This is a genomic window from Massilia sp. Masssp94 (genome assembly GCF_059491305.1).
The window spans coordinates 6,238,302-6,252,103 of record NZ_CP168501.1; the positions used below are offsets into that span (position 1 = coordinate 6,238,302).

Genomic DNA, 13,802 nt, shown 5'->3' on the forward strand with positions numbered 1-13,802 from the left:
CGAACATCAAGGAGACTATATGAAGAACGCACTTTGCATCACCGCAGTGGCATTGGCAGCGAGTCTGGCCGCCCCGGCGCAGGCGGCGACATGGTCGACGACGGCGCAGTACGGGTCGACGACGATGGGCGCGTACAGCTTCAACAACGACATCTGGGGTTCGGGCGCCGGGCCGCAGACGCTGTGGGTCAACTCGCCGACCGACTGGGGCGTGTGGTCGAACCAGCCGAACACCGGCGGCATCAAGTCCTACCCGCACATCAACTTCTACGTCGGCAAAGCGCTGAACAGCCTCTCGCGGCTGACGGCGGTAGTGTCGGCGACGACGCCGGCCGGCGGCGCCTGGGAATCCACGTTCGACATCTGGGACACGAACCACGCCAACGAGATCATGGTGTGGCTGAACTACACGGGCACGTCGGGCGGCTGCGGCAACGTCAAGCCGATCTCGTATAACTGGACCGCGCAGGGGTGTGCCATCCCCGTGTACACGAACGTGAACATCGGAGGCGCCACCTGGAACGTCTACCGCGGCAATAACGGCGGCAACATGGTGTACTCGTTCCTGCGCACGACGAAGACCAACAACACGACCGTCGACGCCCTGGCTCTCATGCGCTACCTGCAGAACCTCGGCTGGATCGGCAACGTCACCGTGGGCGACGTCCAGTACGGGTTCGAGATCACGTCGTCGTCGGGCGGCATGGACTTCGCCTCCCGCAACTTCTCGGTCACCGCCTATTGACCATTCCCGCGCGACGCGGCCCGTCCGCGTCGTTGGCGCATGCGCAACGCGCGTGGACGCGGTCGCGTCCACCGCGCTTGGCGTCGTACATCAGCTTGTCGGCCACGGCGATGAGGTCGCGCAGCACGTGGTGCCCGCCGTCGGCCGCGGGGTCGGCGCAGGCGACGCCGAAGCTCGCCGTCGTGCGCACGTGCTCCGCCCCGTCGTCGGTCATGACGCTCGTGTCTGCGAAGCGGGCGCGCAGCCGCTCGGCCAGGTGGATGCCGCCGTCGAGGTCCGTCCCCGGCAGTATCGCGAGGAACTCCTCGCCGCCGTAGCGCACCACGCTGTCGACGCCGTCCCGCGTCATGCGCCGCAACAGGTCGGCAAAGCTGCGCAGCACGGCGTCGCCGCTGGCGTGGCCGTACGTGTCGTTGATGCGCTTGAAATGATCGATGTCGCACAGGACGACCGTCAGCATGCCGCCATGATCCGGCGTGGGCATCTGGCCGGGGCGCATCAGGGTCTCGTGCAGGTAGCGCCGGTTGAAGCAGCCCGTGAGGTGGTCACGCGCCGCGGTGTGCTGGATCTGCACGCGTGCCTGGTATTCCTCGCGCGTCACCTGGTTGAAGCGTCGCGCCGCCAGCGCGCCGAACGCGTTCGCCAGTACCAGCAGCATCACCATCGTGACGCCGTCGGCCGCCGTCAGCCGGCCATATCTCCAGGTCAGTGCAAGGAAGACGGCGGTCGCGCCGCCCGCCAGCATGAGCGCGTTGGCGAAGCGGTTCGGGATGTACAGGTAGATCACGATGAGCATGATCCCGAGCGACATCGCGTGCCAATGGAATTCGTCCGTTCGCTGCACCGCGATGAACATGAAGCACGCGAGCGCCACGGTTTCCGCGACGCTGGCGGCGATGCGCGTTGCGTGGAGGGTGAGCGGCCGGTGGTAGGCGAGCCAGGCGCACGTGCCGGCCGTCGCGGCCACGACCGCGCGCGCCGCGCACAGCTTCAGGTAGGCCGGACCATAGCCCAGCGCGGCCAGGTCCGACATCGAGAACGCCAGGTAGAACAGCGTGCAGAACACGAGCGTGTAGCCGAGCAGGGCCCGTGTCTGCGGCAGTTGGTGGACGAGGAACGCGGTTTCGTTTGCGGGCTGCGCAAACTCCCCGGTGAGCGGGTGTATTCTCATGCGGTCGATGGATGGGAACTTGAAGGGGCGGCGCGAACCGGACCATTATGTTCCAAAATTTGTATCGACGCTATTCTGCCACTTCATGCAGTTGGAATAGTCACCCTTTGTCACCTTTACGCGGACAGGCCCAGCAACGTGGAAGCGTGCGGTGCCAGCGTGATGCGCAGCGCGCCGCGCACGGCCGGCTGGTCGTGCCGCGCCCACAGGTCGCGCACGGCGACGCTGCGGTTGCCCAGGTCCAGGCGCGACAGGTCGAACACGATCTCGGTCGGCGCATCGGACGTGTTGAACAGTGCCAGGTATTGCAGGTTGCGCTTGTCGGCCGAACGTGCGCTCCAGATGCGCGTGCCGGCTTCCGCGCGGTGCGGGCGGTTGTCGCGGCTGCGCTGGTTCACGGCCAGCACCTCGGGGTTCGTCAGCAATGCGAGGGTCTTCGCGTCCAGGTGGCGCAGGTCGCCGCCCATGATCAGCGGCGAGCGGGCGATGCTCCACAGCGACATCAGCGTCTGCTGCTCGTCCGGCGTGAACTTGGTGTCGCGCGCGCCGAGGGCAAGACGGCCCAGCGGCAGCATGTCGGCGTCGGGCCACGAGTTCGCGCCCATCACGGGGTTCCAGTTTTCCAGGCGCTGGAACTGGTCGTTCAGGAGGCGCCATTCGTCCCAGAAGTCGTCCGAGACGCGCCACATCTGCGCATAGTGCGGCACGTGGTTGGCCCAACGCAGGTCCATTTCGCCCGGCGACAGGCTCAGGACGATCGGACGGCCGCTGGCCGCGATGGCCTTGTGCGCCGCTTCGACCTCGGGCCAGTTGCGCTCGTACGGGCGCGACATGTCGTCCATCTTGACGAAGTCGACGCCCCACTCGGCGTACTGCTTGAACACGGAGTTGTAGTATTCCTGCGCGCCCGGCTTCGTCATGTCGACGCCGTACATGTCGCCGTTCCATTCGCAGATCGCCTTCGTGTCGGCGATGTCCTGCGCGCGCAGTTTCGTGCCGAGGATCGGCGTGTTCAGGCGCACGGCCTGGCGCGGGATGCCGCGCATGAGGTGGATGCCGAACTTCATGCCGCGCGCGTGGATCTGGTCGGCGAGCTTCCTGAAGCCCGCGCCGTTCGCAGCGGACGGGAAGCGGTTCGGCGCCGGCTGCAGGCGGCCGTACTGGTCCAGCGTCAGTTCGGCGTCCTTGCGGTATTCGTAGCTGTTCGCGTTCGGCTCGTACCACTGGATGTCGACGGTGAACACGTTGTACCCGAACGGCAGCAGCTTCGCGACCATGATGTCGGCGTTTTCCAGCGCCTGCGCTTCCGTGATGGTGGGGCCGAACGAGTTCCAGCTGTTCCAGCCCATCGGCGGCGTCGGCGCGAGGCCCGCGGCCGATGAAGTGGATTTCGATTTTGCCGCGAAAGCGAGCGAGGGGGCGCTGGCGGCGGCAGCGGCGGCGGCGAGGGAAGCGGTGAGGATGCGGCGGCGATTCGAGTCCATGTGCGGGCTAAGAGTTGATGAGCGTCGCGCGAGTATAAATACCGATCGGCCGGCGCACTAATCACTTGTGCGCGCCGACCGATACCCGAATCGATATCGCAGCCGTCAGCCCTGGCGTGCCGGCGCCGCCTTGATCGCGTCGATGATCGCCTGTTTCATCGGCTTTGCTTTCAACTGTGCGTCGAACGGCGTCGGGCGCATCGGCAGCTTGTCCCTGCGCGGCGCCTCGTCCCACGTCTGCAGCCAGCTGATGTTGTCAGCCAGGCCCCACACGAGGATGTCGCGCAGGCGCGGGTAGGCCAGCGTCACGTCCAGGTAGTCGCGCGTGGCGGCGGCGACGCCGGCGTCGCGTTTGGCGATGTCGGCCGGCAGGCGGCGGTCGTTCACGTCCAGTTCGGTGATCAGGAGGTCGTAGCCCATGCCCGACACTTCGTCGAGGAACTTGCGCCATTCGACCAGGTCGGAACGGCCTTTATCCGTTTCGTCCCACGAACCGATATGGCTCTGCAGGCCGAGCGCGTTGATCGGCGTGCCGCGCTTCTTGAGGTCCGCGAGCAGGGCCAGCACGCCCGCACGATGCTTGGCGCTGCCGGCGTCGCCGCGCATGTAGTCGTTATAGACCAGCTGTGCCTGCGGGGCATATTCTTTCGCGAGGCGGAACGCGAGGTCGATCTGCTCGACGGCGCCAAGCGGCTTCGTGAGGGCGTTCTGGCGCAGCTTGCCGTCGGCCGGGTCGACGGCTTCGTTGACGACGTCCCAGCTCTTGATGCTCTTGCCGAAGTGGCCGCACACGGTGCTCACGTGCGTGCGCATCAGCTGTTCGACGGCCTTCGCGGGCTGCGGGCCGAAGTTCTGTTTCACGACCCACGCCGGCACCCATTTCTCGGCCTGCCAGAACAGGTTGTGGCCGCGCACGGCGATGCCCTTGTCCTTCGCCCAGGCGATCACGTCGTCGGCCGGGCCGAAGTTCGGCTTGCCCGGCGCCGGTTCGAGCGCCTGCCATTTCATCTCGTTCTCGAGCACGATCAGGTTGCATTCGCGCTCGACGAGCGCGCGGTAGGCGGCGTCGCCGAACTGGTTGCGGCCGGCGCTGATGGCGGTGCCGAAGCGCATGCCCTTGCGGGCGGCGACGTCCTTCAGCGTTTCGCCGGCGGGGCCTTGGGCGCGCGCGAACGGGAGGGCGGCCGGCAGCAGGGCGGCGCCGGCGAGCGCCTGGATGATCTCTCGTCTCGTAGTCATTCTGTATGAATCCTTCTGTTTTGCGTGGTGGGGAGAAAACGGTTCAGCCGTGGCCGGGCGCGAACGGGAACACTTGCTTCCGGTAGTACTCGAGGGGTTGCGCGGGCGCGCGCACGCCGGCCGGCAGCGGCAGGCCGGACTGGTGCTGGAAGTACGCGATGCACGCGTCGCGCCACCATACGGCCTCGCGCTGTTGCTGGGCCAGGCGCTGGGCGACGTCGTTGAAGCGCTGCGCATCCACGAACGGGCGCAGGCGCTGCCATTCGGCTTGCATCGCCGTCACTTCGGCCACGCCGTGGTCGTAGTGCGCAATCAGGTCGGTCCACAGCGTGCGGCCGTCCGGCATGCGGTAGTCCCACGGCAGGTGGTGGAACCACAGCAGGAACTCCTGCGGCGTCGTGGCCGGGTCGGCGAAGCGGCGCGCGACCTCGGGCGCGTACTGGGCCACGGCATTGCTGCCTTTCGCAGTGCGGTCGAAGCCGATGCCGTTCCTGTCGGCGCGGTGGTAGTAGACGGGGTTCCAGTCGGCGCGGCCCAGGTCGTCGACCCACGGCGCGGGACCATAATGGTGGCCGGTGCCCATGATGTGGTGCAGGCCGAGGGGCGTCATGTAGTCGACGACGGCTTCGCGCGAGCGCATCATCATGGCGACGACCGGATCGACGACGCGCGCGTCCGGCGCGAACGTCTGGCCCGCCCATTCGCGTGCGATGGCGCGGCTGTCCAGGTCCGGGTTCCAGGCGAGGCGGCCGTAGGCGTACCAGTTGGCCTGGTCGAACGTGGAGCCCGTCCAGTTGCGGCTCGATCCGATGTTCGCGACGCCGGCGATGCCGCCGACATGCCCGTCCTGCGCGCCTTCCAGTACGCGCGCCACGGTCATGGGCGTCCCCCCGGCGCGGGTATCGAAGCGCAGCGTTTCCTGGAACAGGGGGCCGAGGTAGACGAGGTGCGTGGCGAAGCCGAGGTATTCCTTCGTCACCTGGAATTCCATCACGAGCGGCGTGTCCGGCATCGCGCCGAACAGCGGGTGCGCCGGTTCGCGCGGCTGGAAGTCGATGGCGCCGTTCTTCACCTGCACGAGTACGTTCTTGTCGAACTTGCCGTCCAGCGGCTTGAACTGGTCGTACGCTTGCGCCGCGCGGTCGCTGACCTGGTTCGGGTGCGCGGGCGGGTTGTAGACGAAGGCGCGCCACATCACGATGCCCTTGTGCGGCGCGAGCGCACGCGCCAGCATGTTGGCGCCGTCCGCGTGGTTGCGGCCATAGTCCTGCGGGCCGGGCTGGCCTTCCGAATTGGCCTTGACGAGGAAGCCGCCGAAATCGGGAATGGTGCGGTAGATCTCGTCCGCCTTGCGCGCCCACCACGCCGCGACGGCGGGGTCGAGCGGATCGGCCGTCTTCGTCTCCTTCAGTTCCAGCGGCGTCGACCAGCGCACGGAGAGATAGACGCGGATGCCGTACGGGCGCAGCACGTTCGCGATGGCGGCCGCCTTGGCGATGAACGCGGGGCTCAGCACCTCGGCCTTCGCGTTGACGTTGTTGAGGACCGAGCCGTTGATGCCGAGCGACGCGTTGGCGCGCGCGTAGTCCGTGTAGCGCGGGTCGACGATGTTGGGGAGCTCCCACCAGTTCCAGATCGATTCGCCCGCGTAGCCGCGTTCGACGGTGCGGTCCAGGTTGTCCCAGTGGTTCAGCACCCGGAGGGGCAGCGCCGGCTTGTCGGCGAGCGCGATGCTGTCGGGCGCGGTGCCCAGTTGCAGCTGGCGCAGCCACGCGAAGCTGCCGTACAGGAGGCCGACGTCGGAGTTCGCCGCGATCAGCGTGATGGGGACGCCACCCTGGCGCGTGCGACGCACGACATAGCCTTCAGGACCGACGGTGGCGAGGTCGCGGCGCACGGCATCCGCGTCGGCCAGGCCCGCCGGGAGCGTGGCGCGGGCGAGGACGATGGTGCCGGCGCGTGCCTTCGCGTTCAGGGGGATGGCATCCGGCGTGCGGCCCAGCATGCCGGCGAGGCCGCGTTTCAGTTCCGCGCCGGCGGCGCGCACGGTCGGGGTGTCGTCGGGTGCCGTGATGCCGGTGGCGGCGGCCGCCAGTGCGGTCCTCTGGGCTGCGGGGAGGGGGCGGTAGCGCAGCCACAGGTCGTAGCCGTCTTCATCGGCGGCGTGGGCGAGGTGGGTGCCGACCAGGGCAAGCACGAGATTCAGGACGAACGCCGTCATGATCCGTGCGCGGACAAGCCGCGGCAAATATCGCATCGTAGTCTCCGTTGTATTTATATGAGTACCGGGTGCGGCGGCCCGTCCGGCGCAGGAATGTTAGCGCAAACTCTGGAAATGGGAAATCGATTTATGAGTGTTTACGGTCATGTTTATGGCTATCTTTGCATGGGACGAAAGTGCTAAGATAGCGCAAACAAAAAATGATGGGGAATAGGGAGAATGACCAAGACCAAACCAGAGTCCGTCCAGGAAGAGCTGGAACGACGGGGCCAGCCGACGATGGCCGACGTCGCCAAGCTCGCGGGCGTGTCCGCCATGACGGTCTCGCGCGTCATGAACGGCAAGGGCCTCGTGCGCGAAAGCACGCGCCGCAAGGTCGCGGAAGCCGTGGCGGCGCTGAACTACACGCCGAACCAGGAAGCGCGCAACCTCGCGGGCTCCAAGCCGATCCGCGTCGGCTTCTTGTACAGTAACCCGAGCGCGGCGTATCTGAGCGAGTTCCTCGTCGGCCTCCTGAGCCAGTCGGGCCTGAACAACGTCCAGCTGTTCGTGGAAAAATGCGAAGCCGGCGAGCATGAAGCGGAACAGACGCGCCGCCTCGTCGAGAACGGCCTGGACGGCATCATCCTGCCGCCGCCGCTGTGCGACAGCGAGGAGGTGCTCGCCGCCATCGCGGACGCGAACATCCCGGCCGTCGTCGTCGCGTGCGGCCTGCCGGACAGCCGCGTGGGCGCCGTCAGCATCGACGACTACGAAGCGGCACATGCGATGACGCGCCACCTGGTCAACCTGGGGCACCACCGCATCGGTTTCGTCGTCGGCCATCCGAACCAGACCGCGAGCGCGCGCCGCCTCGAAGGCTATCGCGCGGCCGTCGCGGAGCAGGGCGCGGACGCGTCCGAAGAACTCGTCGTGCAAGGCATGTTCACGTACCGCTCCGGCCTCGACGCGGCCGAGCACCTGCTGGCGCTGGAAGAACGCCCGACGGCCATCTTCGCCAGCAACGACGACATGGCGGCCGCCTGCGTCGCCGTCGCGCACCGCCTGGGGCTGGACGTGCCGGGCGACCTGACCGTCACCGGCTTCGACGACACGGCGCTCGCCACCACGATCTGGCCGGAGCTGACCACCGTGCGCCAGCCGATCGCCGGCATGGCGCGCGAAGCCGTGCAGTCGCTCGTGCGCCGCGTGCGTGCGCTGCGCGAAGGCGAGGAGGCCGAGCCGGAACAGGTGCGCATGGACTTCGAACTGGTACGCCGCCAGTCCGACGCCGCACCGCGCACCCGTCCTTCGGCACTGCTGCCGCTCACCGCCGCCAAGCGCGCCGGCTGATCCCTCCCGGCCGCGGCGCCCAGTCGCGGCCGACTACGCGCAACGCATAAACTGTTCGCGCAAACATCCTCAATTCCCTCTTTTCCCGCCAATTCCGCCATTCGCGGAGGCTGTTGCGTCGCCTCTGCCGGACATCTACCCAATAATTCATTGACAAGCGCCAAATTAGACGATTAGACTGGAATGGTTGCGGTAACATTTCTGTTATTAGAATGTTGGACCTCGATCCACCGCATGCCAGGCAGACCACACTCCGCCGGCCACACGGCGGCATACAAAAACAAGCAGGAGACATAAGTCGATGGGTATCAAACGCAGAGAGTTTCTGGCCACCGTTGGGGGCGCGGCCGGCATGGCAGTCGTGCCGGGCGCGCTGGCGGCAAAAGCCGCCAAAGGGGGCGCACCGGTCTACAAGCAGGCGAACGCGCCCGTCGCGGCGCGCGTGGAAGACCTGCTGGGTCGCATGACGGTCGATGAAAAAATCGCGCAGCTGCAATGCATCTGGTTGACGAAGAAGGATCTCCAGAACGACGATACGAGCTTCAACGCCGAGAAGGCGGCAAAAGTCCACCCGCACGGCATGGGCATGTTCGCGCGCCCGTCCGACCGCCAGATCGGTGCGGACAACAATGCCGGCAACTCGGGCGCCGTCGGCAACCGCGGCCCGAAGGAAACGGCGGACTACGTGAACGCCGTGCAGAAGTGGGCGATGGAAAACACGCGCCTGGGCATCCCCGTCTTCATGCACGAGGAATCGCTGCACGGCTACGTGGCGCCGGAAGCGACCAGCTTCCCGCAGGCGATCGGCCTGGCCTCCACGTTCGATCCGCAACTCGTCGAGCAGATCTTCTCGCTCGCCGCGAAGGAAATGCGCGCACGCGGCGCCAACCTGGCGCTGGCGCCGGTCGTCGACGTGGCGCGCGAGCCGCGCTGGGGCCGTATCGAAGAGACCTATGGCGAAGACCCGCACGTGTGCGGCGTCATGGGCAAGGCGGCCGTGCTGGGCTTCTCGGGCAACACGCTGCCGCTGGCGCAGGACAAGGTCTTTGCCACGCTGAAGCACATGACGGGCCACGGCCAGCCCGAATCGGGCACCAACATCGGTCCGGCGAACGTGGGCGAACGCGCGCTGCGCGAAGACTTCTTCCCGCCGTTCGAGAAGATCATCAAGGAAACGAAGATCGCGGCCGTGATGCCGTCGTATAACGAGATCGACGGCGTCCCGTCGCATGCCAACCGCTGGCTGCTGACGGACGTGCTGCGCAAGGAATGGGGCTTCCAGGGCCTGACCGTGTCCGACTACATGGCGGTCGCGGAACTGGGCAGCCGCCACCACCTGGTCGGCTCGGTGAAGGAAGGCGGCCTGCGCGCATTCAAGGCCGGCGTCGACATCGAGACGCCGGACCCCGCCGGCTTCGCCGCGCTGGACGAACTGGTCAAGGAAGGCAAGATCACGACGAAGGAACTCGACGCCGTCGTGCGCCGCATCCTGCGCTGGAAATTCGACGCGGGCCTGTTCGAGAACCCGTACGCGGACGCCGACCAGGCAGCAGCCCGCACCGCGACGCCGGAAGCCATCGCCCTCGCGCGCAAGGCAGCCCAACGCACCGCGGTCCTGCTGAAAAACGACAAGGGTTTGTTGCCGCTCGCGCCGAACAAGGTCGGCAAGCTGCTGCTGGTGGGCACCCACGCGAAGGACACGCCGATCGGCGGCTATTCCGACAAGCCGCGCCACGTCGTCTCCGTGTACGAGGCGCTGCAGAAGGAAGCGCAGGCCGGCGGCTTCACGCTGGATTATTCGGAAGGCGTGCGGCTGACGGAAGGCCACGTGTGGGGCCAGGACGAAATCGTCTGGACCAAGCCGGAAGTCAATGCGCGCCTGATCGCGGAGGCGGTGGAAGCGGCGAAGAAGGCCGACACCATCGTCATGGTCCTGGGCGACAACGAGCAGACCGCGCGTGAAGCGTGGGCCGACAACCATCTGGGCGACCGCACCACGCTCGACCTGATCGGCCAGCAGAACGACCTGGCCCGCGCCATCTTCGCGCTGAACAAGCCGACCGTCGTGCTGCTGCTGAACGGCCGTCCGCTGTCCGTGAACTACCTGGCCGAACGCGCGGATGCGCTGATGGAATGCTGGTACATGGGGCAGGAAACGGGCCACGCCGTCGCCGACCTGATCTTCGGCCGCGCGAACCCGGGCGGCAAGCTGCCCGTCACCATCGCGCGCAACGTCGGCCAGCTGCCGATGTTCTACAACCGCAAGCCGAGCAGCCGCCGCGGCTACATCGACGACGTGACCACGCCGCTGTACCCGTTCGGCTACGGCCTGTCGTACACCCGCTTCGACATCTCCGCACCGCGCCTCACGAAGGACCGGATCGCGACGAATGGCACGACCCAGGTACAAGTGGACGTGCGGAACACGGGCGCCGTGCGCGGCGACGAAGTCGTGCAGATGTACATCCGCGACGACGTCAGCTCCGTCACCCGTCCGCTGCTCGAACTGAAGGGCTTCCAGCGCGTGACGCTGGAGCCGGGCGAAAAGCGCACGGTCACCTTCGACATCAAACCGACCGACCTGTGGTTCTACAACGCCGACATGAAACGCGTCGTGGAACCGGGGACGTTCACCATTTTCGCAGGACCGAACAGCGTCGACCTGAAGAAGGCGACCCTGACGGTGGCATAACCAAGAGAGACAAGACATGACAGCTACCCAAGCCAACCCGCTGCCCCAGGACCTCGACCAGGCCTTGATGGTCGGCCGCGTCTGGCGTTCAGCTCCGACCAATGGCCCGGCCGTAGTGGCCGTCCGTAACGGTCGTGTAATCGATATCACCCGCCACGCGCCGACCGTGTCCGAACTGCTCGAGCGCGACGACCTGGTCGCCATCGTGCGCGGCGCGGAAGGCGAGGACCTGGGCGACGTCAACGCGCTGGTCGCCGCCGCGCTGGCCGGTGACGAAGGCAACGCGGTGCGCCTGCTGGCCCCGTGCGACCTGCAGGCGATCAAGGCATGCGGCGTCACGTTCGCCGTCAGCCTGCTGGAGCGCGTGATCGAGGAACAGGCCAAGGGCGACCCGGCCCGCGCGGCGGCGCTGCGCCAGCAGCTGCAGGAAACCATCGGCACGAACCTGTCGGAACTGGAACCGGGCGGCGAAGCTGCCATGCGCCTGAAGGCGGACCTGTCGGCACGCGGCATGTGGTCGCAGTACATGGAAGTGGGCATCGGCCCGGACGCGGAAGTGTTCACCAAGTCGCAGCCGATGTCGGCGGTCGGCCACGGCGCGGCCGTCGGCCTGCACCCGTCGTCGCACTGGAACAATCCGGAACCGGAAATCGTCCTGGCCGTGAACAGCCGCGCGCAAGTGGTCGGCGCCACGCTGGGCAACGACGTCAACCTGCGCGACATCGAAGGCCGCAGCGCGCTACTGCTCGGTAAGGCGAAGGACAACAACGGCTCGTGCGCCATCGGCCCGTTCATCCGCCTGTTCGACGGCGACTTCGACATCGACACGCTGCGCAACGCGGAAGTGCGCATGCAGATCGAAGGCGTCGACGACAACTTCGAACTGGCCGGCGCCAGCTTCATGCGCGAGATCAGCCGCGACCCGCTGGACCTCGTGCGCCAGACCTGCGGCAAGCACCACCAGTACCCGGACGGCTTCATGCTGTTCCTCGGTACGATGTTCTCGCCGATCAAGGACCGCGACGCGCAAGGCGGCGGCTTTACCCACCACGCGGGAGACCGCGTGAGCATCTCCACGCCGTCGCTGGGCACGCTGGTCAATACCGTCCAGCGCAGCGACCAGATCGCACCGTGGACCTTCGGCGTGCGTGCACTGTACGCCAACCTGGCCCAGCGCGGCCTGCTGTCCTCTGGCGCGGCTTGAGCCGCGCCTCCTTGATTACAACGAGAATTACATGTCTGAACAAAACCAAGCATTCGTCTACGCCACGTTCCCCGACCTCGCCGGCAAGCGCGTCGTCATCACCGGCGGCGGCAGCGGCATCGGCGCCGAGCTGACCACGGCCTTCGCCGGCCAGGGCGCCCGTGTCTACTTCCTCGACATCGCCGAGGAAGCGTCGCGTTCCCTGGAAGCGTCGCTGGCCAACTCGCGCATCGCGCCGAAGTTCATCAAGTGCGACCTGACCAACCTCGACGAGCTGAAGGCGACCTTCGCGCGCATCGACGAGGAAGCGGGCGGCGTCGACATCCTGCTGAACAACGCGGCCAACGACGACCGCCACGACATCGAGAACGTGACGCCGGCGTACTGGGAAAGCCGCATGAACGTGAACCTGCGCCACCAGTACTTCTGCGCGCAGGCCGTCATCCCGGGCATGAAGGCGCGCAAGTACGGCGTGCTCCTGAACTTCGGTTCGATCTCGTGGCACCTGCCGCACACGCAACTGGGCCTGTACATGATGGCGAAGGCCGCCATCGAAGGCATGACCCGCAACATGGCGCGCGAATTCGGCCCGCACGGCATCCGTGCCGTCACGGTCGTCCCGGGCGCCGTCGTCACGCCGCGCCAGAAGGCGCTGTGGCACAACCCGGATGAGGAAGCGCGCATCCTGGCCGGCCAGTGCATCCCCGAGCGCGTCGAGATGGAAGACGTGGCCGCGCTGGCGCTGTTCCTGGCGTCGAACAATGCGCGTCACATCTCCGGCCGTGAATACTTCGTCGACGCGGGCTGGTATGGCGCATAAGATGGAAAATAACCCCACGATCGCCACGCAACCCACCCCATTGTGGGAAGTCGGCGCGACGCTGGGCGAGGGCGTCCTGTGGGATGCCCCGGCCAGGCAGGTGTGGTTCGTCGACATCAAGGGCAAGCGCCTGCACCGCTGCGACGCCGACGGCGGCAACCGGCAGAGCTGGGACGCACCGGGCCAGGTGAGCTTCGTCGTGCGGGCGTCGGACGGCGGTCTCGTCGTGTCGCTCGAAGATGGCCTGTACCGCTTCGTGGAAGCGACCGGCGAGTTCGTCCCGTTCGCGAAGGTCGAGGCGGACGTGACGGGCAACCGCTTCAACGACGGCCACGTCGACGCGCAGGGCCGTTTGTGGTTCGGTTCGATGGACGATGCGGAAGAAGCGCCGTCGGGTGTCCTGTACCGTTTCGACGGCACGCGCGTCGTACGCATGGACGACGGCTACATCATCACGAACGGCCCGGCCGTGAGCCCGGACGGACGCACGCTGTATCACACCGACACGCTCGATAAACGGGTGTATGCTTTCGACCTGGCGGAAGACGGCAGCCTGGCGAACAAGCGCCTGTTCGCAGAGATCACCGACGGCGGCTGGCCGGACGGGATGGCGGTCGACGCCGAGGGTTATGTGTGGATCGCGGTGTTCCGCGGCTGGCGCATCGAACGCCGCAATCCGCAAGGCGAGAAGGTGGGCGAAGTGCGCTTCCCCTGCTCGAACATCACCAAACTGGCCTTTGCCGGCGACGACCTGCGCACCGTGTACGCGACGTCGGCGCGCAAGGGCCTGACGGCCGAGGAACTGGCCCAGCAGCCGCTCGCGGGCGCGCTGTTCACCTTCCGCGCCGAGACGGCCGGATTGCCGCACCACGTGCTGCGGCTGCAGGAGTAATA

General features: G+C 67.0%; 10 protein-coding genes. 6 read left to right on the forward strand and 4 right to left on the reverse strand.

All coding sequences use genetic code 11. The annotated features are described in order from the left end of the window. Window positions 1-19: 19 nt before the first annotated feature. Window positions 20-745, forward strand: coding sequence for a GH12 family glycosyl hydrolase domain-containing protein (locus tag ACEN9G_RS27485; protein ID WP_413343825.1), 726 nt, complete (start codon window positions 20-22; stop codon window positions 743-745). Here ACEN9G_RS27485 and ACEN9G_RS27490 read toward each other — a convergent pair. The 4 genes from ACEN9G_RS27490 to ACEN9G_RS27505 all read right to left on the reverse strand — a co-directional run bounded on the left by ACEN9G_RS27490 (window position 732) and on the right by ACEN9G_RS27505 (window position 6,860). Further along, complete coding sequence (locus tag ACEN9G_RS27490; RefSeq protein WP_413343823.1) at window positions 732-1,916, reverse strand: GGDEF domain-containing protein; 1,185 nt, start codon at window positions 1,914-1,916, stop codon at window positions 732-734. The two genes, ACEN9G_RS27485 and ACEN9G_RS27490, sit on opposite strands and share 14 nt — an antisense overlap. Window positions 1,917-2,032: 116 nt before the next feature. Continuing rightward, window positions 2,033-3,400 (reverse strand): glycoside hydrolase family 27 protein, encoded by a 1,368-nt coding sequence (locus ACEN9G_RS27495; protein WP_413343821.1) that lies wholly within the window; start codon window positions 3,398-3,400, stop codon window positions 2,033-2,035. 105 nt (window positions 3,401-3,505) lie between these two features. Beyond that, complete coding sequence (locus ACEN9G_RS27500) at window positions 3,506-4,639, reverse strand: endo-1,4-beta-xylanase (RefSeq protein WP_413675158.1); 1,134 nt, start codon at window positions 4,637-4,639, stop codon at window positions 3,506-3,508. A 43-nt stretch (window positions 4,640-4,682) separates the two neighbouring features. Next, window positions 4,683-6,860 carry an alpha-glucuronidase family glycosyl hydrolase gene (locus ACEN9G_RS27505; protein WP_413675159.1) on the reverse strand — a complete coding sequence of 726 codons (2,178 nt, stop codon included), beginning with the start codon at window positions 6,858-6,860 and terminating at the stop codon, window positions 4,683-4,685. A gap of 219 nt (window positions 6,861-7,079) precedes the next feature. Between ACEN9G_RS27505 and ACEN9G_RS27510 the strand changes: the two genes are divergently transcribed. From ACEN9G_RS27510 to ACEN9G_RS27530, 5 genes are all read left to right on the forward strand, one after another. Beyond that, complete coding sequence (locus ACEN9G_RS27510; protein WP_413341713.1) at window positions 7,080-8,192, forward strand: LacI family DNA-binding transcriptional regulator; 1,113 nt, start codon at window positions 7,080-7,082, stop codon at window positions 8,190-8,192. A 301-nt stretch (window positions 8,193-8,493) separates the two neighbouring features. Next, window positions 8,494-10,884 carry a glycoside hydrolase family 3 N-terminal domain-containing protein gene (locus ACEN9G_RS27515; RefSeq protein ID WP_413341714.1) on the forward strand — a complete coding sequence of 797 codons (2,391 nt, stop codon included), beginning with the start codon at window positions 8,494-8,496 and terminating at the stop codon, window positions 10,882-10,884. Between the two features lie 16 nt (window positions 10,885-10,900). Beyond that, entirely contained in the window at window positions 10,901-12,088 is a 1,188-nt protein-coding gene (locus ACEN9G_RS27520; protein WP_413341716.1) for a fumarylacetoacetate hydrolase family protein, read from the forward strand. A gap of 31 nt (window positions 12,089-12,119) precedes the next feature. Then, complete coding sequence (xylB, locus tag ACEN9G_RS27525; protein WP_413341718.1) at window positions 12,120-12,908, forward strand: D-xylose 1-dehydrogenase; 789 nt, start codon at window positions 12,120-12,122, stop codon at window positions 12,906-12,908. A gap of 1 nt (window position 12,909) precedes the next feature. Next, a complete protein-coding gene (locus tag ACEN9G_RS27530; protein ID WP_413341720.1) occupies window positions 12,910-13,800 on the forward strand; it encodes an SMP-30/gluconolactonase/LRE family protein in 891 nt (296 codons plus the stop codon). The last annotated feature ends 2 nt before the right edge of the window (window positions 13,801-13,802 follow it).